Origin of the sequence: Streptomyces sp. NPDC012510 (assembly GCF_042955065.1) — a bacterium.
Lineage (GTDB): Bacteria > Actinomycetota > Actinomycetes > Streptomycetales > Streptomycetaceae > Streptomyces.
This window is the reverse complement of sequence record NZ_JBIBEN010000018.1, coordinates 1-20500: the sequence shown is the minus strand read 5'-3', so window position 1 is coordinate 20500 and position 20500 is coordinate 1. Positions and strand designations below refer to the sequence as shown.

The following is a 20500-nucleotide window of genomic DNA, read 5'->3' as shown; positions in this document are numbered from 1 at the left end:
GCGGCACCCAGGCGATGCCCCGTGCCCTCCGGATGACGACGTGGTCCGCCACCCTCGCCTGACGCAGGCATGGTGGAAACCTCTCAGTGGACGTTAAGTCCGATCTTCCCTGGTTCGTGGTCGCTCGATCGTGGTACTGATGGCCGCGCGGGCCATGCAATGGGCATGTCCATGTTGAGATGCGGGACATGGAGAGAAAGCCGTACCCCAGCGACTTATCGGACGTCCAGTGGGCGTTGATCGAGCCGATGATCACGGCCTGGAAGCAGGCGAGGGTGGCGCGGTCAGCGACCGGTGATCCCGGGGCCTGCGATCTGCGGGAGGTCGTGAACGCGATCTTCTACCAGAACCGGACGGGCTGTCAGTGGCGCTACCTGCCCCATGACCTTCCCGCCTGGTCGGCGGTGTTCTACTACTTCACGCTGTGGCGTCAGGACGGCCTTGACCAGCGGATCCAGGAACTCCTGCGCTGCCAGGTCCGGGAGAGAGCCCGGCGATTAGAGGACCCGTCCCTCGTGATCATCGACACCCAGTCCGTGCGCGCGGCCGCGGGTGTCCCGAAGACCACGACGGGGCTGGACGCCAACAAGAAGGTCTCGGGCCGCAAGCGGGGACTGGCCGTCGACGTGCTGGGGCTGATCATCGGCGTCGTCGTGCTTGCCGCATCCGCCCACGACAACACCGCCGGCACCGCCCTGCTCGACCAGGCCGCCGAGCGGTGCGGGATGCGTCTGGAGAAGGCACTGGTGGATCAGGGCTTCAAGGACGAGGTGCTCATCCACGGTGCCCTGCTGGACATCGACGTCGAAGTCGTCCGCCGCAACCCGGCTGACCAGGGCAAAGGCTTCGTCCCGCAACCGAAGAGGTGGATCGTGGAGCAGGTCAACGGCACGCTGATGCTGCACCGCCGACTGGCCCGCGAGTACGATCACCGGCCCGACACCTCCACCTCGCGCGTCTACTGGGCCTCCATCGCGAACATGACCCGCCGCCTCACCACACCCGCTCCGTCCTGGCGCGACACCCTCGGGCTGGCCGCGTGAACGTCATCCAGCTCCTGGCCGACCTCCAGGCCCAGCACGACGAGACCGCAGCCCGGGCCGGCGAACTGCACGACCGGATACAGCACTTGACCGCCGCCCTGGCCGAGACCGAAGCGCGACTCGCGGACCTGGCCACCACCCGGAAGGTCATCGCCGAACTCGCCCCGGCTGGAGGCCAACCCGCACCACCCGAGACGAACACCGCCTACCAGGCCATCGTGAACACCTTCAACCAGCATCCCGATCAAGAGTTCCGAGACCGTCAGCTGCACGAACTCCTCGGCATGCCCACCGACGAGGCATCCGTCAACATCACCCGCAGCCGCCTCGGACGCCTCACCCGCCAAGGCTTCCTCACCCAACCCGGACGAGGCCGCTACCAGAAACGGACTTAACGTCCACTCAGGCGATGTCGCGGATGTTGTGCTCGGTCAAGTCGGATGCGTGCCGGGCAACGGCGCGGTAGTCGGCATCGTCGTGCAGGACAGCCAGTCCGTGATGGGCTGCGGTCGCGGCGATGACGAGGTCCACCGCCGAAGCGCTGCGGTGCTCCCCGGCCTGGGCCATCCGGTGCTGCACCGCACCGATCCAGCGGCCCGCGTTCTTCGGCACCGCCACATCGGGGTACAGGTCGGTGAACATGTCCGTGATCTCGTCGTACTCGCGCCCGTTCCGCGCGCTGTGAAGGAACTCGGCGCGCTGCACATAGCAGGATGCGACGGCCCCGGCGTCGATCGCGTCGTACCAAGCCGACTGCAGTTTCGGATCGCGGAGCAGCCGGACCAAGCCAGACGTGTCGAGCAGGTAGATCACCGGCTGTCCTTCTCCGCACGGTGCAGACGCTCCGCGTCCTCGACGGCACCCCATCCACGCGCACGCTCGAAGTGGCGGCTGATGCGCGCCGCACGCTCCTGCTGCTCGGCATAGAAGTGCAGGGCAAGGTTGACTGCCTCCTTCTTGGTCCTGACCTTGGACAAAGCCATGGCACGTTCCAGGGCGTCGTCGTCGATGTCGATCTGGGTCACAGACACGCGGCACCTCCTGCACGATGTTGGTGATGTATAAAAAAGAATACGCCACCAACATTCACGAGGCCACAGGCGGTGAATGTCCTGCAGTAGGGGGCTGCCGCCGCCCCTAACGTGCTCTTACTGCCGTGCAGGGTGCATTGGGGGAGGTTCATGGTGGATGCGGTCTCGGCAACGCTGTTGGCACCATTGCCCGGTGGTATCGAGGGGGAGGTCGGCCGTCATCAGGCATGGCCCGCCGCTTTCCGCAGCACTCTCACCACGGTCGCCAATTTTGACCCGGAACATAAGAGACCATCTCATTTGGCGAGTCTGCGGTAGCAGATGAGGGTGCAGGCGATGCTGGTGAAGGCCAGGAAGTGGTCGCCGTCGGCGGAGCAGGTGGGCACGACAGCGGCGCGCCCGGGTTTCGGCCGCGCCGCTGTCGAGCCGTGGTCAGCCGTCGGGGGAGCCCCCGGGTCAGTGGAGCTTGTTGACGGCGGTCTTCGTCGTGGTGCGGAAGGCGGTCAGCGGGGCGTCCTCGAGGTCGCCCATCTGGCCCCAGCGGACGAGGGTGACGGTGCGGCCGTCGCGGCCGACGGAGAACAGGTGAATGTCGGAGATGCCGATCTGCGGGTCGGCGGTGTCCAGGCTGTAGACCCAGGCGCCCTCCTCGACGGCGAGCTTGCCGTGGGAGGCGCTGACGGCCTGCAGGCCCGGGTTCTGCTGCTCCAGCAGGGGGCCGCAGCCGGCGAGGGCCCCGCGGAGGGTGTCAACCAGCTTCACGGCGTCGGCCTCGGTACGGGCGACGGTGGTGACCTGGACGCCGTTGGTGTCGAGCTCGGTGCTGAACTCGCGGTAGCGGGTGTTCTGCGCCGGGATCTTGTACGGGGCGCAGAGGACGCCGCCGTTCTCCGGGACGCCGGTGAAGACCTGGGTGGCGGTCCACGGCGTCGACGACGGCGGCATCTGGGAGGCGGCGAGGAAGGCGGGCTGGGCAGCGGCCTGCGCCGGGGCTGTGGCGAGGGCCGCGAGGCCCAGTGCGGCAGCGGCTGCGGTGGCGAGTGCGGTGCGGAGCTTGTTCATGGTGGTGGATCCCCCGTCGGGTCGTTCGTTCGGTCAGTGCTCAACCAGCGTGGGGCCGGCGCCCGCCGGCTGCAACGATCACGCGCCCACCAGCCGTCCCGGAACCATTCCACCCCCGCTGACGTGCAAGGACGTGAAGGATGGGACGCAGGGTCGAGGGGGATGGAATGCCGAAGGACGCCGCCGTCGAGGAGTTCGCGGGGCTCGTGCGCGCGCTGAAGGCGCGGGACGGGAGGAGTTACGAGGCGCTGGGCCGGCGGCTGAGCGTCAGCGCGTCCACCCTCCACCGCTACTGCTCGGGCGCGACCGTCCCGGAGGAGTTCGCCGTGGTCGACCGCCTCGCCCTGCTGTGCGGGGCGGACGAGGAGGAACGGCGGGCCCTGGAGGCGGCCTGGACGGAGGCGGACCGCGCCCGCCGCCGAGCGGCCTCGCCCGCACCCACGCCTGTGCCAGCCGTGTCGGCCGCGCCGGAATCGAACCCGGAACCGTCCGCGCCGGAGGCGCCCCGCGCCCGCCCCCGTCGTGGCGCCCCCGCTCCCCTCCTCGTCGCCGCCGCCGTCGCCCTCGTCGTGCTCGCCCTCGCCGCCGCCCTGCTCGGCCACCCCACCCGTACGGCTTCCGCCCCCGCTCCCGCTTCCACCGCTCCGGGACGGACCGCGGCCCCCCTCCCCTTCACCTGGAGCATCGGTTCCCAGCTCTGGGAGGGCGACTGCGGGCACACCTACCTCGTGGACCGGGCCCCCCGCGCGGTCGCCCCGCCGCCGGTCGCGGCCGACTCCGGGGCGTGGGCCGGGACGCACGGTGCCGTGCACGGCGCGGAGGCGCTGGTGCGGATCACGGTCCAGGGCCGGTCGCCGTCCGACGCCGTCGTCCTCCATGCCCTGCACGTGCGCGTGGTCGACCGCGCCGCGCCGCTGCCGTGGAACGCGTACCGGATGGACAACGGCTGTGGCGGCGCCGTCACCCCGCGCCACTTCGCCGTGGACCTCGACCGGCCGCGCCCGCTCGCGAGGCCCGTCGACGGCCTTGACGCCTCCGGCGCAAAGGTCCGGAAGATCCCGGCCGTCTCCTTCCCGTACAAGGTCACCTCCTCCGACCCCGAGGAGCTGCTGGTCTCCGCGCGGACGGCGGGCTGCGACTGCCGCTGGGACCTGGAGCTGGAGTGGAGCGCCGGGGGCCGCACGGGGACGGTGCGGATCACGGACGGCGGGAAGCCGTTCCGCACGAGCGGGACCAGGGGGAGGCCGGCGTACGTGCACGACTCCGCCGAAGGGCGCTGGATCACAGACTCGGACTCTGGACAGACCGGGTGACCGATGAGTAACTTCGAACGGGAAGGCCGTTGCCAAGGGCACCGACCTGGAGAACTACGCAAGCACCGACGCGCTGTCGAAGTTCCGTTCGGATCTGGCCCACATGAAGGAACAGCGCACCGTGATCCGGGGCGAGCTCGGACACGACGCGAAGGTGACCTCGCTCGACGCGGTCGCGAAGCTGCCGACCGCGACGATCGAGGACTGCGTCGACCTGTCGAAGTGGCAGACCATCGACACCCGCACTAACAAGGTCCTTCCCCTCCCGACGAACCAGCCGCGCCGCTACGTCGCGACGGCGACGGCGGAGAAGTGGCCGAACGGCTGGATGGTGACCGACTACGTACCGGACGGGGCACGCACGTGCTGAGGCGCGCGGCGGCCGCCGCGGTGCTCCTGGCGGGCGTCCTGGCGCCGGGGCTCGCGTACGCGGACGACGGCCCCGCACTCGGCACCAGCCCCGGCTGGGCTCGCTGCTTTCGGTGACGGTGTGCGCCTCGGACACCACCGCCGCTGGCGGCACCCCGGGCACCGACGCTTAAGGCTTGGGAACAGAGCGAAGTCCCTTCTGGCATGACTGGGGCACGCCGGTGACCGCCGTCGGGAAGGCCCCCGGTCCGGACAGCGGGTGTAGTGGCGGTGCGGACCCGTTGGACTGACTGGACTCCGAGCATCCCAACCTCATCGCCACCGTTCAGACTGCGCACCACCTGGGGCACGCCGACACCAGCTGCCTGACAGATACCCGGCCGCACGGGCCGGCGGACTCGCTGCCGACAGTTCCTAGGACTTGCGGAAGCTGGGGACGTACAGCTCGACGCCGTCGCGTGTGTTAGCGCGAGAATGTGCATCCGCAAGGGCGCCCACCGCCGGTCCGCAACGATTGTGTGCGGCAGCCACGACGCCCCGGGCAGCCCTCGACATGGGCAATTGGGAAGTCACCGACTTCGCCACGTCGCCCTGGCTAAGCTGACCTTGGTCGGGAGACATGGAAAACGGGGGACGGTTATGGAGTCGGTCTCTGCCGTGATGGTGGCCGCTGAAGTCGTGCTGACCGAGTTCCAGCAGAACCTCCTCGTTGCCGTCGTGGGCGCAGTCATCGGTGTGCTGGGTACCGTCACCATCGAGCGCGTGAAACTTCGCCGCGAACCGACCAAACGGCTCTCCTGGGACGCCAAGGTCCACAACGCCATGGTGTCCACGGACGAGAGGATCCGTCGGCTGCTCCGGCTGAGCTACAACGGGCACTCCATCGAGGGCTTGAGCTCAGTCGAGTTCCGGGTCGAGAACACCGGCAACCGGGTCGTCAAGGATGAGCAACTGCGTTTCAGCTTCCCGCCGGGCGCCCAGATCATCGAAGCGGTGCTCACATCGGAGCCCGAGCGCGAGATGGGTGTGGCCAGGCGACCAGAGCGCGAGCAGACCCCACGCGAAGCCGTTTTCACCATCGGCCAGTTGTAGCGGGGTCAGACCGTGGCACTACGGCTTTCCGTCTCAGCCCGAGACATCGAAGGCTGGAAGGTTGTGGCTCACAACGAGGAAGGAGACGTCGAGTTCCATGAGCGCTCGGCCGCCCGCAGGGGGGAGGACCGGGAGCATGTTCCGACCTTCTTCACACTGGCTTTCCTGTTGTTCGCCGTCCCGCCCCTGTTCACCTTGCTCGGCGACGCCGGAGAGCTGGCCGCGGTGGTGCTCGGCGCCGCTTTCCTGATCAGTATCGTCCCGCACATCGCTCCCACAGGACGCGCCCTGCGGGACTTCCTCACGAGGCCGGAGCCGTCCAACGACGTCCATATCGGGAATGTGACTTCGTCCACGTTCGCGATCGGCAGGTCCAGCGCGGCTCACAGCCGCCACTCGGCCGATGGGCCGACCCAGCCGTCCTGACGTTCCCGCACACTTGCCGCAGTGGGCATCAACTGGCCGGCCGGCGAGATCAAGGTTTGAATCCCCGTGTGCAGTCGTGATGGCAACACCCAGCCGACCTGTGAGGTGAGGGCCTGTCGACCTCGTGGCGGTCGCCACAACGGAATTTGCATGGGTCGCACCTCTGGCATCGCGACCGGGGCTTCTAGTGCATCGCCGCCGTCACCGGCCAGGCACTGCAGTAGTACGGCCCAGCAATCGACAAGTGAGCTTGGGTTGAGCGCTGTTCCATGCGGGAGTCGATCCCGTAGCAGGGGCACACAGCACCGGAAGGCGTACGCACGCGCGAAGGCACACCCGAGCTGGACGCCTCCACCAGCCCAGCCAAGCGCAGCATTCGTTCGCGCACGGGTTCTACCGACCGTCCTTCGAGCCCGTGCCCACAGTGTGCCCGTAAGAGCGGACAGCCACGGTCAACAGCGGTGTGACCGGGCCCGCGCTACACCGTCGGCACGACAGATCAATACAGGTCAGAAGCCATGCAACCGCCCAAGCGCCGGCGCTTCCCAAGCTGAGAGCGCGAGTTCGATTCTCGTCACCCGCTCCATGACTAAGGCCCAGGTCAGAGACCCGGGCCTTTTTGCTGTCCGTCGTGATCAGCGGTCGTGTGCCAGATCCGTGCCAGAAACGTTGATCGTCGGGGTCGGCTGTCTCTTCTTCTGGCACGACCGCAGCTTCCTGTGCTTGCTTCTGTGCTTCCTGGCGCGCCTGGCGGACGGTCGCGTCGAGTTCGGCAGCAACTTCCTGCTGTCGCTCGCCGTCGGAGTGCTGATAGATCAGCGCGGCCTTCTCGGAGGACTGCACCAGCACCGCCGTCCGGGGAACGCCACCGACAGGGATCTGGCAGCTCCCAGGGCTTCAGGCCCTGGAGGCACGTCGCTGGGTCCAGGAGGTCCGCCGGACAGGCCCTGGCTAGGGAGCGGAGAGGACGAGGCGGCGCGCGAAGTTGCGGTAGCCGATGCGTTCGAAGGCCGCGGCCATGGGGCGGTTGGGCAGGTCGGTGTCGGCGCGGATGAGGTCGGCGCCGGCTTCCTCGGAGAGGAGGCGGGTGATCTCGGCGAGGAGGTCGTCGACGTAACCGTGGCCACGGTGTTGAGGCAGGACGCCGAGGTAGCCGACAACGTGCGAGGTCGTGTTGCGGGAGGGCAGGGCGAAGCCGACGGGTTCGCCCCGGGGCGTTTCGGCGATGCGCCACCAGGACCGTTCTCCCTGCATGGTGTCCCGGTAGAAGGCGAGGTCGGCGCGGGCCTGGGCATCGGCTCCCATCATCTCGGCCTCGGTGCGGGAGTTGACGTCGAGGGTGCCTTCCAGCACGCGGCGGAAGAGGTCGGTGAAGACCTCGTCATCCGGCTCGGGGCGGAAGCGGAGGCGGTTGGACGGCGCGGGCATGCCGTTCTCGGATGTCCACTCGTAGCGGAGTCGTTCGAGCGGCACGATCAGGCCGGCGCGGCGGGACGCCTCCTGCCGCCAGGCGAGGTCGGCGACGGCTTCGGGGCGGTCGCGCCAGTCGGCAGGCAGAAGGACGTGGTACTCCGGTGGCTTGTCCTGCCCGCGGGCGGCGAAGGCCGTGTGCGCGGTGGTGAGGAGTTTCGCGGCCAGCGCCGCGCGGGTCTCCTCGGATCCGGCGGATTCCCGCACGTGGAGCGTGTTGAGGACGCTGGGCCGGGTGTCGTGAGGAGCGCCCCACCACAGGGCGAGGGCGTGTGGCTCACCGCCGTCCTCGGCGACCCAGGTCCATTCGGGCCGGTACTCGCCCTTGGCGAGCCCATTTCGGAACGTGTCGGCGTCGGCCCAGGCGCCGACGCTGCCGGGCAGGAGCAGGGGAAGGACGCGGTCGAGATCGGATGCGGTCAGGGAACGGAAGAGCACGGTGCCTCCGGACGGAGTGGAGGGGCAGGGAGGGCGGAGACGGAAGGGTCTTGGGACCGTCAGGGCGCGGACGGGTTCTTCCGGAGTGGTCTCGCCCACCGGTAGGAGCCGGGACGGCGCCGTTCGGCGCGCAGGGACGCCAAGGTGTAGCGGTTGATCCACTCGTTGATCCGGGCAGCCGGACGTCCGGTGAGGACGGGGCCGTGCGGGCTGTCGTCGGCGCGGGTGGGCTGGAAGACCCCGTCGTGACGACCGAGGCTGACCGCCTGCCCGAGGTATCTGAATCGGAACGGCCTCGGCTCCCGCCCGCGTGTGATCGCTTCTATGGCCTCGGCGGTGTGCGCGCCGCTCGGCATGGCCGTGGCGCAGGCCATACGGAGTCGGCCTGGTCCCCGCACGGTCACCGCCGCCGCGTCACCGACCACGAACACGTCCGGGTGGGACACCGAGCGCATGGCGTGGTCGACCAGGGCGCGCCCCTCGGTGTCGACCGCCAGCCCGGAAGCGACGGCCAGGGCGGGCACCGTGAAGGAAGCGGCCCACACCACCAGGTCGGCGGGGATGTCACCACGGTCGGTGTCCAGGTGATCGTCGTGGACGGTGGTGACGCGGGTGTGGGTGTGGACCTTGACGCCCATCCGCTCGAGTGCGGCGGCGATGTGCCGCCGGGCCCTGGCCGACAGACCGGCGCCTGGATGCCGTCCGGTCACCAGGCGCACCTGCCACCGCGGTGCGGCCTCGGCCAGTTCGGTGGCGGTTCGATCCCGGTGAGGCCACCGCCGACGACGGCAACCGTGCCGCTGCGCCCGGAGAGCCGGGCGTGCAGGGCCGTGGCGTCCTCCACCGTCAGCGCGTGCTCGGCGGCACCGGGCACCGGCGGCGGTGTCGGTGGTGCTGCCGAGCGCGTAGACGAGGGTGCGGAAGCCGAGATGGGTGCCATCGTCCAGGCGGATGGTGCGGGCGGTCACATCGATCGCGAGGGCGCGTGCGGTGACGGTGGTGATGTCGCGTCCGGCCACGAGTTCGCCGAGCGGTAACGCGCGTAACGGGCGTCCTGCGGCCGCCTCGTGCAGTCGTATGCGTTCGACGAAGGTTCCGGTGGCGTCGACGAGGGTGATGTGGTGGCTGCGGCTGAGCCGTAGGGCCGCGGTCAGGCCGGCGTAACCGCCGCCGAGGACGACGACGGGGGTGACATCGGCGGCATCGCGCGGGCCAAGGTTCTGCGGGCGGGCGGATGTACGGGCGGACAGGGCCGTCATGGCAGGCTGCTCCACTGGTGAGGCGGGGTGTGCCGGCGGGCGGTCATACCCAGATACGGTCGAGGAAGCGGGCGGCGAGCGGGGCGATCTCGGGCAGGTGGTCCTCCAGAGCGAAGTGACCGGTCCGGAAGAGGTGCAGTTCCGCTTCCGGTACGTCGTTCAGGTAGGCGCGGGCGCCGGACTCGGTGAAGAAGGGGTCACCGGTGCCCCAGGCGATCAGCGTCGGCGGGCGGTGCTCGCGCAGCCACGCCTGCCAGGCGGGATATGCGGCGAGGTTGCTCTTGTAGTCGTAGGCGAGGGCGAGTTGCGCGTGTTTGCGGCCGGGCTGGTCGAGGAAGTGCTGGTCCAGTAGCCAGCCCTCGGGCGCGATGAGCGTCGGATCGGCGGTGCCGCCCTCGTACTGGGCGCGCGTGGCGGCCAGGGTGAACAGGTTGAGGATCGTGGACTCGGCACCGGGGGTCTCCGGGGTGAGCGCGATGAAATCGCGGGCCGTGTCCGACAGCCCCTCCAGGTAGGCGTTGCCGTTCTGTACGAGCAGCCCGGCCACGCGCTCGGGGTGACGGAGCGCCAGGCGGAAGCCGACCGGGGCGCCGAAGTCGAACAGGTACATCGCGTACCGGCTCAGCCCGAGCCGCTCGGTGAAGCCCTCGACGACGTTCGCCAGTCGCTCGAAGGAATAGGTGAAGTCCTCCGGGGTGCGGGTGTGTCCGAAGCCGGGGTAGTCGGGGGCGATCAGCCGGTAGTGCCGGCCCAGGCTGTCCATGAGACGTCGGAACTGGTGCGAGGCGGAGGGGAAGCCGTGCAGGAGCAGGAGCACCGGGGCGTCGGAACGCTCCGGAAGCGACTCCCGGTAGAAGACCTCCACACCGTCCACCTCGACGTACCGGTGGACCGTGCGGGCGGGGACCGAGATACAGGACGTTTCTGCGAGCACCGTCATTTTCACATGCCCTTCTTGCGGGATGATGCATTAGATCTAACCCTCGTCAATCTAATGCGTCAACCCGCCCATGTACCATTAGGCATATGAGTGACAGCGAGCCGCTGACCGGAGAACCCCTGGCCCTCGACCTCGTCAACACCCGCCCTGCGGGCAACGACGGCCGAACCGACCTGCTCGACACCCCACAGCGGCTCGCCGCCTGGCTGGCGCTGGAGGACGACCGCCTGCGCGTTGAGGCAGGCGACTCGGTGCCGGCAGAGAGCGACCTCGCCCCCGTCCACGCCGTACGCGCCCACACCGAAGCGGTCCTGCACGCCCTGCTGCGTGGCGCGGCGCCGCCGGAAGCCGGCCTGCGCGCCCTCACCGATGCCCAGTGCGCCGCTCCCGCCGTACGCGAACTCGCCTGGGACGGCTCAGCCGTCACCGCCACAGTCCGCCGCCCGGGCCCACTGGGCGTCCGTCTCGCCGCCCGCCTGGCCGAGGCCGCCGCCGACCTGCTCGCCGACCCGGCGATCACCAGGCTCAAGCGCTGCGAGGCCGACGACTGCGTGATGCTCTTCCTCCCCGCACACCCCCGCCGCCGATGGTGCTCGGCCGACCGCTGCGGTAACCGCGTGCGGGTCGCCCGCTACTACCAGCGCCACAAGCAGGTCACCGACCGGAAGCGGTGACCACAGGCACCTGCGCACGGGAGGCGGTGATCAGCGCACGTCGCCGGTCTGTGGGCCCCCTTCTCGGCGAAAGAGGGCTGCACTCGGTGTGCAGGTGCAAGCATGCGTACCGCCGACCGCAAGAACGAGGCACCGCAACACTGCATGGGCCGTGCGGCTCCCCGGAAGCCCGTGCCTTCGTGGGCCGTGCCCATGGTGTGCCCGTAAGAGCGGACAACCACGGTCCACGGCGGTGTGACCCGACCGCGCCACCCCCGCACAGAGCATGCGTCTACGCAGGTCATCGCCATAGAGCCCGCACAAGCGCCGTCGCTTCAGGCTGATGGCTCGACGCTCGATGGGTAACGATGAGGCATCACCGCCGCAGCCTCGCCTGAGGACTGTGCGGCGCGCACCACTGTGTCGTGGAGGGTCGCCCCAGTGCTGATGGGCCGGGTGTGTCCGGTATGGCGGAGGTCGTAGAACCCGAAGCCCTCGTGCATGCTGGCGGGTTCCAAGCCGGCCGCAAATGATCGCAGCTTCCCAAGCTCGGTCTGCGGACGGTGCTGACGCAGACGATGCCCCCCGATACGGTCCCGAACCATGGTGAATGACAACGGTGTGCCGGAGAAGGTGGCGTGGATCCTGGTTCGGGACGACCGAGTGTTGGTGACGCGTAGTCACGGCAGAGATCGCTTCTACCTCCCAGGCGGTCATCGTGAGCCGGGCGAGTCCGACGGCGAGACCCTGGTGCGGGAGATCGACGAGGAACTCCAGGCGGCGATCAACCCCGGTTCCATGGTGCACTTCGGCACTTTCGAGATCGGCGAGGGCCATCCGGATCACGGCCCCTTCCGGATGATCTGTTACACCGCCGATCACCGCGGTGAGCTGACCCCGTCGAGGGAGATCGCCGAGAAGGCGTGGTTCCGCTACGCCGATCGGGACCGAGTCTCGGCCGTCGACGAGATGGCTTTCGACGCGCTTCACGAGGCCGGGCGGCTTTCCTGATCCCGTGACCGCTGTACAGCAGTGGAGTACAGCAACCACCACGACCGCAGCCGAGCGTCAACAACTGACGATGGCCGACTGACCAGCCGACCAGACCGCAATGACCTCCCAGCCGAGAGTTCGGGACGAAGAGGTCGTGCCAGACCCATGCCAGATCGTGCCGAGAACCACGGGGATCCAGCTGGCCTCGCACCAGGCGCTGACACCGCTCAGCCGTAGGTCAGCCTCGGAGCAAGCCCCATATGCCCTGAGCGTCCCAAGCTGAGAGCGCGAGTTCGATTCTCGTCACCCCCTCCATAACAAAGGCCCAGTTCAGCGACCCGGCCTTTTGCTGTCGTCGTCAGTTACTCGCCGCGTGCCAGATTCGTGCCAGAACGCTGATCGGCGGGTTCGTCGGGTGGGTCGTCCGGCACGGCAGCAGCTTCCTGGCGTGCCTTGCGTACGGTCGCGTCGAGCCCGGCAGCAACTTCCTGCCGTCGATCGTCGTCGGAGTGTTGATAGATCAAAGCCGGACCCGGTGTGCACGCCGGGCGCCGCGACCCGGCTGACCGCCGCCGAGCAGCACAAGGCGGGCGCCACGTACATCGCCGCGGCGGCCCGGCTCTTCCTCGCCGGGGACGATCGGGTGCGTCCCCTGCTCGACGGTTCCGGCAAGCGAGCCCCGTCCGCGGACCCGGCCCGGGTGCTGACCCACGCGGTCGGCGGCCGCCGCAGCGGTGGTTTCCTGCCGGACGGCGGGGCGAAGGTGACCGGCGCCCGGCTGTGTTCTGCGATCGACCCCGACCCGGCCGTGGCCTGTCTGGACCCGGAAACCCTCGGATCGTCACTGCACTTCGCGTCGTGGGAGACGGAACAGGAGACCGGCCGCAGCGCGGTGGACCTGAAGTGGTCCGCGCCGGGCACGACCGCGCGTATCTCCGGCCAAGCCGCTCTCCCTCCGCGACTCCCAGAAGCTCGCGCTCCGGGTCTTCGTACCGCCGAACACGACCGGCACGAAGTTCGACGTAACGAGTGCCCCCCCGTCCATCGCGCTCGGGTTCACGGAGACGGCGGACAACCCTTTCGCGCTCGCGGACTTCGCCGACCGGACCGGGGCCAAGATGTACACCGACTGGGTGACGGAAACCGGACGTCCACCTTCAAGGAGGCCATCGACCCGAAGAGCACCGTGCAGATCCACTTCAACCTCGAAGGCATGGACGACGCGGCGGGGCTCGCCCGTTCCATGGACGGTGTGGACACCCCGGGCATCGGCGACAACACCGCATGGGACTGTCGCAGATCAAGAACGCCCCGGCCTCCGTGCAGGCCCGGGGCCTGGTACGACGAATATCGGGACGTCGTCTCCAGTCCCTTCGGAGGGTGAACGCTGTGCAACCGCAAGTCGTGGGCCGGGAGGGGAAGCTTCCTCTCCACTTCAAGCGGCCCTTCCAGCTCTGGTCCTACCAGGCGTCCCATCGCCGTCTCGTGCTGCGGGGACGCTCGGGAGGCGCACTGGACAGGACGGTGGAAATCGAGTTCCTCGACGTCCTGGGCATGAAGCTGAAGTCCCAGTACCCCGAGCTCCTGATCTCCCCCGCCCCGGACACGGCCACCACCGGCATCGACGAGTTCGTGGACATCCCGGACAGACACCGGTCCAGATACACCACGCTGCTCGTCTCGGACGGCTCGGATGACGGTTTCGTGGTCTGCGGCTCGCTCCGCGTCCACGAGAACTGACGCACCCGAACCCGCACCACACCGACCGCTCCCCGCGGTGAAATGCAGTGAGGCGGGAGAGAGTCATGGGCACCAGAAGCGATCGAGGTCTCTTGTCGGATGCGTCGCGGCGGAGGAGCAGTTGGCCCGCGCCCAGGCCGTGTTTCGCCAGAACGCGCAGGCATGTCGTCAGACGCCGACACTTCACCGACCAGTACCAACCCGAGAAGTTCCGCTGCCCCTGGTTCGCTGGAAAGGACCGCGTGGGCACCCCGGACTCGAACCGCAAGGGCCACATCGCGGACAACAGTCCATCACGCCGGGCACCGTCTGGCCCGCCGCAGCCAGCAGTCCGCTGCATCAATCCCGGCTCGGCCCCCATGACCAAGCGCCGACGTGGTACAGCGACTGCAGGAAAGGGCTCGCCCTCTCTGTGGCTCCGTGCCCATAGCGTGCCCGTAAGGGCGGTCAACCACGGTCAACAGGGGTGCGCTCCGACCGGAACAGCCACTTCACCACAGGGCATTTACGCAGGTCGGAGCCACAGGGACCAGTCAAGCGCGGTGGCTTCCCAAGCTGAGAGCGCGAGTTCGATTCTCGTCACCCGCTCTTCTTCAAGCCCCAGGTCAGCGACCCGGGACTTGTTTCATAGGGGTGTCGTTGCTGCGGTTTGCGAGTACTCCCGCACCCCGAGATTGGGCCCCGCGCAACGGTCGTCGCGCCCAGAGGTAGAGATGCCCGGAAGCGCTGGCCAGCTTCGAGCAGCATCCCTCCGGACGGGGACTACCTCGTCATCACACCACGTGGCGTGCCCTGTCGGCCTACCTTGTTCGCGACAGCGTGCAGACCGACCAAGGAGTACGGCCGGGACGGAAGGTGATCCCTAGTTAGTGCCGCCGAGCGCCATCCCGTCCTGGCCCAGGATGAGGACCTGGGGGCTCTCCTGCGACCTGTCATTCCTCGGCATCTCCATGCCGCCATTCTCTCGCACGCACGCTTTCCCACACGGTGTGCCCCTGGACGAGGGTGATCCACCCTCGTCCAGGGGCACGGTCCGGCAGCGGAGGCTCAGTGCGCGGCGCGGCGGGCCAGCGCCCCGCGCGAGCGGGTCACCAGCGCGGCCAGCAGGGCGGCGCCGAGGGGCACGGCCACCAGGAGGGCGGCGAGTGTCTCCCAGGGGACGACGATCGGCACGTACGGCGGGGCGTCACCGGCGCCGCCCCAGCCATTGTCGAGAGCCTCCTGGTAGAAGCGCATCTGCTCGCGCTCCTCGGTGAGCCGCAGCCCGACCGCGGGCAGGACACCGGCAGCCGAGCCGAGGACCACACCCATCGCGGCGACCACACCGCACTGGAAGCCGCTGAGCGTGCGGCGCACCCGGGGCGGGGCGCCGACCGCTGCGAGCGTCTTGAGATCGGCCTCCGCGTCGGCCTGGGCGAGACCGGTGGCGATGCCGGCCGCACCGATGGTGACCAGGCCGGCGAAGACGGTCAGCGCGAGCAGGACGAGCCCGTTCTCGTCGACCCAGCCCTGCTCCACGGTCAGCTCGACGTCGCTGCCGAGCTTGGCGATCTCGGCGTCGAGCTTCTGCCGCTCCTCGGTGCTGGGTATCCGGTCGGTGCTGAAGTAGGCGCCGAGGGGGACGGTGGTCAGCCCGGCGGCCTTGGCGGCGGCGGGGCTGAGCACGCTCTGCAGTCCGTAGGAGTCGGGCGAGCCGGCCACCTGGTATGCGGGGAAGGACTTCAGCTCGCCCGGGACCGGCTTGTTCTGCTCGGCGGCGCGGTCGGCGGCCTTCAGGTCGGTGATCAGCTTGATGCCGACGGTGCCGTTCCTGTCGACCTGGGGCTTGTGGAAGCTGAGGAGCTTTCCGTCGGCGAGGGCCTTGGCCGCGCCCGGGTCGTCGATGCCGAGGACCTTCAGGAGCGGGGCGTCGGCGATGAGGAGACCGCCCTCGACGTAGATGCCGTTGCCGTCGCTCGAGAGGCAGCGCCAGTCCTTGGCGAGCGCGCGCCGCTGCTCCTTGGTGTACTTCTCCGACGGGTCGGAGCCGTCGGGGGTGCTGACCCACAGCGGGCACTCGTTGGCCGGCGGGGTGACGACCTCGAAGCGGCCACAGCCCTCGCCCTCGCCATACGGGGCGCAGCCGGGCTTGCCGACGGCGATCCGCAACACGTCGGCGCGGACGTCGACGGGCAGCGACCGCTGCACGGCGTCGCGGACCTCGGGGACGTCCCGGCCGCCCTCCTCGGTGACGAGCGCGGCGACGGCCCCGTGCGGCAGGCTGGCCCGGTATTCGGCCAGACTCTGGGCGTCGTGGCTCGCGGCGTATGTCGAGACGGCGACGGTGCCCGCGACGGCGGCCAGGACGGCGGCGACAGCGGGTGCCGTACGGCCCCGGTTGCGGACGGCGTCCCGCAGGGCGAGGCGCGGCGAGAGCGGCAGCCAGCGGCCGGCCCGGCCGAACAGGCCGACCAGGGCGGGCGTCATGGCGACCACACCCAGCTCGGCGATGGCCGAGCCACCCGCGACCAGGACGAACTGGTCGGAGACGACCGAGCCGTACAGGGCGATGGCCGCGCCGAGCAGGAAGGCGCCGAGGCCGATCAGCGGCAGCACGCGGTTGCTGCGGCGCACGCCGCGACGGCCGGTGAGGGAGGCCAGGACGGTCTGCCGGGAGGCGGTGACGGCCGGGACGATCGCGGAGAGCAGGCCGGTGAGGACGGCGAGCGCGGCGATGGCGAGCAGTTCCAGCGGCTTGACGGTGAAGCCGCCGAACCGCTGCCCCATGTAGTCCTCGAGGAGCGGCCGGAGGGCGAAGGTCAGGATCAGGGCGAGGACCGTGCCGACCAGGGCCGCCGCGACGCCGATGACGAGGCCGCCGCTCAGCATGATGGCCCGGATGTGGCTGCGGGCACCGCCGTTGGCGCCGACGAGGCCCAGCTGGCGGCGGGAACGACGGGCACCGACGGCGAAGGCGGGACCGGCGAGCAGGCAGATCTCCAGCATCGCCAGACCGACGACCGTGCCCACGGCGGCGAGATCGGCGGCGTCGGCGGCCCCGCTGCTCTCGTAGTTGGCCCAGCCTTCCTTCTGGTAGAGCGGCACCTCGGAGTCGGCGGGCGGGTCGAGGGCCACGGCGCGCGAGGTGACCAGGACACCCTTGACGTTGATCGCCTGGACCGTGTTCCACGTGAAACCACCGGACTTCTTCACCAGGTAGGTGGTGGAGACGTCGGGCTTCGGCAGTCCGGCCTTCTCGACCGCCTTGGCGTACGGCGCGAGGAAGGCCCCCGGCAGGGCGTTGACCTGCTGTGCCGTGAGGTCGCTGGGCAGCTCGTACGAGCCGCTGATCACATAGGTGCGGTCGAAGCCGCGGGCGGTGAGGGTGGAGCCGACGGACAGCCCGCTGCTCTCCAGGAACCGGGTGGTCGCGGCGATCTCGTCGTTCTGCTCGGGGAAGCGGCCCTCCTGCAGCCGCATGATGCCCCGGGCGACGGGATCGGCGGCGGCCAGCTCACGGACCTCTGCCTGGAGCAGACCGTGCCTGGTGGTCAGCTTGGCGCTGCCCCTGCTGTCGGTCAGCACCGTCGAACCGGCCGGAATGGTCTTGGTGACATCGGTCGGGCCGTCGGGCCAGGACTTGCCCGGCGAGTCGTAGTCCCCGGCCGGGGTGTGCTGCTCGCCGTCGGGGTCCTGCAGGATGGCCACGCCGGCCGCCCCGGCGTCGGAGAAGCGAGCGTCGGCGGCACCCAGGGTGCGCTCCATCCGCTGCGCGGGGGTGAGTTCGGCACTGCGCACGGTCAGGTCCAGGGCGCTCACGCCCAGGATCGGCAGCGCGATCATGGCGAGGACGAGGAAGCTGCGGCCCTTGGAGCGCCAGGCGTCACGGCGGGCGATGCGGACCGCGACCCGCCAGGAGTGGAACCAGGTCGTCACCGCTGGGCCGCCCGGCCGGTCAGGAGCGACTCGGCGTCGCTGCGTACGGTCTGGTCGACGACGGCGCCGTCCCGCAGGAAGACGACCCGGTCGGCCCCGGCGGCGAACCGCGGCTCGTGGGTGACCATGACGCCGGCGGCTCCGGCGTCGCAGCGGGAGCGCAGCAGGGCCAGCACGGACTCGCCGGTCTCGGAGTCGAGGGCGCCGGTGGGCTCGTCGGCGAGGACGAGCCGGCGGTCGCCGACGAGGGCGCGGGCGATGGCCACGCGCTGCTGCTGGCCGCCGGACATCTCGTCGGGGAACCGGTCGGCGAGATGGCCGAGGTCCATCTCGGCGAGGGCGGCGAGGGCCTCGGTGCGGGCCTTGCGGGCCGATATTCCGTCAAGTTCGCGGGGCAGGGCCACGTTCTCGGCGGCGGTGAGGGCCGGGATGAGGTTGTAGTCCTGGAAGACGTAGCCGATGCTGCGGCGGCGCAGGGCGGCGAGCCCTTTGATGCCGAGGGCGGCGACGTCGGTGCCCTCGACGAAGACCTGCCCGGAGGTGGGGGTGTCGAGGCCGCCGGCAATGGTGAGCAGGGTGGACTTGCCGGAGCCCGACGGGCCCATGACGGCGACGAGTTCACCGGGGTGGACGTCGAGGTCGATGCCGCGCAGGGCGTGCACCTCGGTGGCGCCGGAGCCGTGGACGCGGGTCAGGTTCTGCAGACGCAGCACGGGCTGCTGCTGTGTGGACATGGTTCCCCCTCGGGCGTACGCCGGCGAACGGCCGGACGTCGGTGCGACGGACGGTCGTTAGCGGCGCCGTGCGTACGGTATGGGTCTGGTCGGGTGGTTGGGAGTCTTCAGGTGCTACGGGTGGGTCGGGTGGAGCCGGTGGACTCGGTCGGCCCTGTGGATCCGGTCGTTCGGGTGCTCAAGGCCGGTCGTGAAGGGCGGACATCACGGGCGGTGGCGTGCGGCCCCCTCTGCCCCGGCCCCTGCCCGCGCCCCCATCCCCGCCGCTCCCGCTGCCGCCCCCGGCGAGGCCGGCTCCGGCCCCGCCACCGGGGCGGTCGACGAGAGACGGATCAGCCGGGACTCGCAGTGGTCGAGCCAGCGCGCCTCGGCCTCGGTCTGGAAGATCAGCTGCTCCAGGACGAGGAGCCAGGCGATGTCGTCCCGTTCCCGGACCCCGTTCTTCTCCACGGCGGTGAGGGCCTGCGCCTTCAGCCGGGTGTAGTCCTGCATGGCCTTCACGGTGTGCCGGCGCTGGGACTGGATGACGTCACGAATGTCGACCCCGGGCGCCCCGACGGCCATGGCCAGCTTGATGGCCAGCTCGTCACGGGCCGGGCTGGTGCGGTCGACGGGGTTCTCGAACCAGCTGCGAAGTTCGACGCGACCGCTGTCGGTGATCGCGTAGAGCGGGTGGCCGGCCTTGTCCTCGCCGTCCTGCACGACCATGCCGTCGCGTTCAAGCCGGCTGAGCGTCGTGTAGACCTGACCCACGTTGAGCGGCCAGGTGGAGCCGGTGCGGGACTCGAACTCCGTACGGAGCTGTGAGCCGTAGCGCGGGCCGTGTTCGAGGAGGGCGAGAAGCCCGTGGCGGATGGACATACCGAGTATGTATACCGAGTAAGTCCGCGTGGACAAGCGTCCTGAGGCGGACGCCGGAGGTCCGACTCAAGGGGGACCCGGGCCGTCGCGAGCCGCTCAGCGGCGGCGCATCCGCACCCCGAGGAAGCCGATGCCGAGGCCCACCAGAGCCAGCCCCACGCCCAGTGTGAACACGGGAATCCGCCGGTCGGAGAGGTCGAGGGGGGCCTCGGTGCCGGTCCGGTGAGCGGCCACCGACAGCTCCTCAGGCGAGCTCTCGGCGGCCGGGGCGTCCGCCTTGGGTACCGCCTCGCCCCCTCGTCCGACTCCTCGGCGGGCTCCTCCTCTGTTGCCGTTTTAGTACGAGCGGGCTTCACCGGGCTCGTGGAGGACGGCGAGCCGGAGGGGTCGGCCGGTCGGCCGGGCCGCTCCCGGCCCTCCCCCGCCGGCGCCCCCCGAGGGAGGCGGAGTCGCTGGGCGCGGGCGCGTCGGGCGGCCCCGACGGCTCAGGGGCCGCCGGACGGGCGGGTCCGGCGGGTCCGGAGAAAGGCGACGCCGACGGGGCGGACGGACGATCGGGCGGGGTGGGTGCGGCGTTCGAGGCCGCGGAACCGTTCGGAGCGGGAGCGTGAGCGGGCGGTGCGGGGGAGACCGTCGCCGTGGCCGGGCGCGAGGGGGCCGGCGGGCGCGGGACGGACGGGATGGTGGGTGGAGGACTGCCCGGCGCGCAGCGCAGCGTCGCGTCCTGCCGAACGCAGGCCCCGTCGATCGATCAAGCGGTCGGGCAGCGAACCTCCCAGCGCCGGTCCGGTGGTCGGCACCGCGGCCGACCGGCGTGCCACTTCGCTCCAACCCGCGACAGGATCGAACAGGCGCCCATGCGCCGACGTCGTGGGACGTCGTGGACGTACGTACGGTCGCCCGGACCAGGGACCGCGCCGGCCCGGTTACCCGCGTCCGATGAGCGCCCTCGCGGTGGGCAGCGTGGCGGTGGCGGGGGGGGGCCCCCCCCGGGGGGGGGGGGGGGGGGGGGCCCCGGGGGGGGGGGGGGGGGGGGGGGGGGGGGCCCCCCCCCCCCCCCCCCCCCGGGGCGGTCCGGGGTCGAAGGGGCAGCGCCCCTGGGATGGGACGGGCAGGGGCGGCGGGGGCGGAACTCCCCGTTCGAGTGTCGAAGTTATCCAC

Annotated in this window: 19 protein-coding genes and 3 pseudogenes; 10 read left to right on the top strand and 12 right to left on the bottom strand. The window is 70.2% G+C overall.

Annotation, left to right across the window (positions count from 1 at the left end; all coding sequences use genetic code 11):
* The first annotated feature begins 188 nt into the window (after positions 1–188).
* Positions 189–1043, top strand: coding sequence for an IS5 family transposase (locus ACFY9I_RS29430; protein WP_391007043.1), 855 nt, complete (start codon positions 189–191; stop codon positions 1041–1043).
* The gene (locus ACFY9I_RS29425) at positions 1040–1438 is read left to right on the top strand and encodes a hypothetical protein (RefSeq protein ID WP_391007041.1); all 399 of its coding nucleotides are present in this window, start codon (positions 1040–1042) and stop codon (positions 1436–1438) included. The genes ACFY9I_RS29430 and ACFY9I_RS29425 overlap by 4 nt, the downstream gene beginning before the upstream one ends.
* Before the next feature lie 7 nt (positions 1439–1445).
* Here ACFY9I_RS29425 and ACFY9I_RS29420 read toward each other — a convergent pair whose 3' ends face one another.
* The 3 genes from ACFY9I_RS29420 to ACFY9I_RS29410 all read right to left on the bottom strand — a co-directional run bounded on the left by ACFY9I_RS29420 (position 1446) and on the right by ACFY9I_RS29410 (position 3136).
* Positions 1446–1856: a PIN domain-containing protein gene (locus ACFY9I_RS29420; protein WP_391007039.1), complete on the bottom strand. Its 411-nt coding sequence runs from the start codon at positions 1854–1856 to the stop codon at positions 1446–1448.
* Positions 1853–2074, bottom strand: a complete 222-nt coding sequence (locus tag ACFY9I_RS29415) for a type II toxin-antitoxin system VapB family antitoxin (protein ID WP_391007037.1) — start codon at positions 2072–2074, stop codon at positions 1853–1855. The genes ACFY9I_RS29420 and ACFY9I_RS29415 overlap by 4 nt, the downstream gene beginning before the upstream one ends.
* Positions 2075–2530: 456 nt before the next feature.
* The gene (locus tag ACFY9I_RS29410) at positions 2531–3136 is read right to left on the bottom strand and encodes a hypothetical protein (protein ID WP_056789649.1); all 606 of its coding nucleotides are present in this window, start codon (positions 3134–3136) and stop codon (positions 2531–2533) included.
* 167 nt (positions 3137–3303) lie between these two features.
* On the opposite strand from ACFY9I_RS29410, the gene ACFY9I_RS29405 reads away from it, so the two are divergent.
* From ACFY9I_RS29405 to ACFY9I_RS29390, 4 genes are all read left to right on the top strand, one after another.
* Positions 3304–4449, top strand: coding sequence for a helix-turn-helix domain-containing protein (locus ACFY9I_RS29405; protein ID WP_391007034.1), 1146 nt, complete (start codon positions 3304–3306; stop codon positions 4447–4449).
* Positions 4450–4552: 103 nt separating this feature from the next.
* Positions 4553–4819, top strand: a complete 267-nt coding sequence (locus tag ACFY9I_RS29400) for a hypothetical protein (RefSeq protein WP_190047224.1) — start codon at positions 4553–4555, stop codon at positions 4817–4819.
* Positions 4820–5457: 638 nt separating this feature from the next.
* Positions 5458–5910: a hypothetical protein gene (locus tag ACFY9I_RS29395; RefSeq protein WP_391007032.1), complete on the top strand. Its 453-nt coding sequence runs from the start codon at positions 5458–5460 to the stop codon at positions 5908–5910.
* 63 nt (positions 5911–5973) lie between these two features.
* On the top strand, positions 5974–6336 hold the full coding sequence (locus tag ACFY9I_RS29390) for a hypothetical protein (protein WP_391007030.1): 363 nt from the start codon (positions 5974–5976) through the stop codon (positions 6334–6336).
* A gap of 720 nt (positions 6337–7056) precedes the next feature.
* Here ACFY9I_RS29390 and ACFY9I_RS29385 read toward each other — a convergent pair.
* From ACFY9I_RS29385 to ACFY9I_RS29370, 4 genes and pseudogenes are all read right to left on the bottom strand, one after another.
* A pseudogene (locus ACFY9I_RS29385) lies at positions 7057–7176 on the bottom strand (site-specific integrase); the annotation flags it as partial.
* A gap of 111 nt (positions 7177–7287) precedes the next feature.
* Complete coding sequence (locus tag ACFY9I_RS29380; protein WP_391007028.1) at positions 7288–8244, bottom strand: GNAT family N-acetyltransferase; 957 nt, start codon at positions 8242–8244, stop codon at positions 7288–7290.
* 59 nt (positions 8245–8303) lie between these two features.
* On the bottom strand, positions 8304–9503 hold the full coding sequence (locus ACFY9I_RS29375; protein ID WP_391007027.1) for an FAD-dependent oxidoreductase: 1200 nt from the start codon (positions 9501–9503) through the stop codon (positions 8304–8306).
* Between the two features lie 43 nt (positions 9504–9546).
* Positions 9547–10443, bottom strand: a complete 897-nt coding sequence (locus tag ACFY9I_RS29370; RefSeq protein WP_391007026.1) for an alpha/beta fold hydrolase — start codon at positions 10441–10443, stop codon at positions 9547–9549.
* An 86-nt stretch (positions 10444–10529) separates the two neighbouring features.
* On the opposite strand from ACFY9I_RS29370, the gene ACFY9I_RS29365 reads away from it, so the two are divergent.
* From ACFY9I_RS29365 to ACFY9I_RS29350, 4 genes and pseudogenes are all read left to right on the top strand, one after another.
* Entirely contained in the window at positions 10530–11117 is a 588-nt protein-coding gene (locus ACFY9I_RS29365; protein WP_391007025.1) for an ABATE domain-containing protein, read from the top strand.
* Positions 11118–11699: 582 nt separating this feature from the next.
* A complete protein-coding gene (locus ACFY9I_RS29360; RefSeq protein WP_391007024.1) occupies positions 11700–12107 on the top strand; it encodes an NUDIX domain-containing protein in 408 nt (135 codons plus the stop codon).
* A gap of 496 nt (positions 12108–12603) precedes the next feature.
* Positions 12604–13117 (top strand): annotated as a pseudogene (locus ACFY9I_RS29355) (hypothetical protein); the annotation flags it as partial.
* Positions 13118–13478: 361 nt separating this feature from the next.
* Positions 13479–13829 (top strand): hypothetical protein, encoded by a 351-nt coding sequence (locus tag ACFY9I_RS29350; RefSeq protein WP_391007304.1) that lies wholly within the window; start codon positions 13479–13481, stop codon positions 13827–13829.
* Between the two features lie 871 nt (positions 13830–14700).
* Here ACFY9I_RS29350 and ACFY9I_RS29345 read toward each other — a convergent pair.
* The 5 genes and pseudogenes from ACFY9I_RS29345 to ACFY9I_RS29325 form a co-directional block, all read right to left on the bottom strand.
* Positions 14701–14781 (bottom strand): annotated as a pseudogene (locus ACFY9I_RS29345) (DUF2587 domain-containing protein); the annotation flags it as partial.
* Positions 14782–14876: 95 nt separating this feature from the next.
* Positions 14877–17744, bottom strand: a complete 2868-nt coding sequence (locus ACFY9I_RS29340) for an FtsX-like permease family protein (protein WP_391007023.1) — start codon at positions 17742–17744, stop codon at positions 14877–14879.
* A complete protein-coding gene (locus tag ACFY9I_RS29335) occupies positions 17741–18478 on the bottom strand; it encodes an ATP-binding cassette domain-containing protein (RefSeq protein ID WP_391007021.1) in 738 nt (245 codons plus the stop codon). Before ACFY9I_RS29335 ends, ACFY9I_RS29340 begins: the two co-directional genes overlap by 4 nt.
* A gap of 204 nt (positions 18479–18682) precedes the next feature.
* A complete protein-coding gene (locus ACFY9I_RS29330; RefSeq protein WP_391007019.1) occupies positions 18683–19339 on the bottom strand; it encodes a helix-turn-helix transcriptional regulator in 657 nt (218 codons plus the stop codon).
* A gap of 96 nt (positions 19340–19435) precedes the next feature.
* Positions 19436–19573: a hypothetical protein gene (locus ACFY9I_RS29325; RefSeq protein WP_391007017.1), complete on the bottom strand. Its 138-nt coding sequence runs from the start codon at positions 19571–19573 to the stop codon at positions 19436–19438.
* Between the last annotated feature and the right edge of the window lie 927 nt (positions 19574–20500).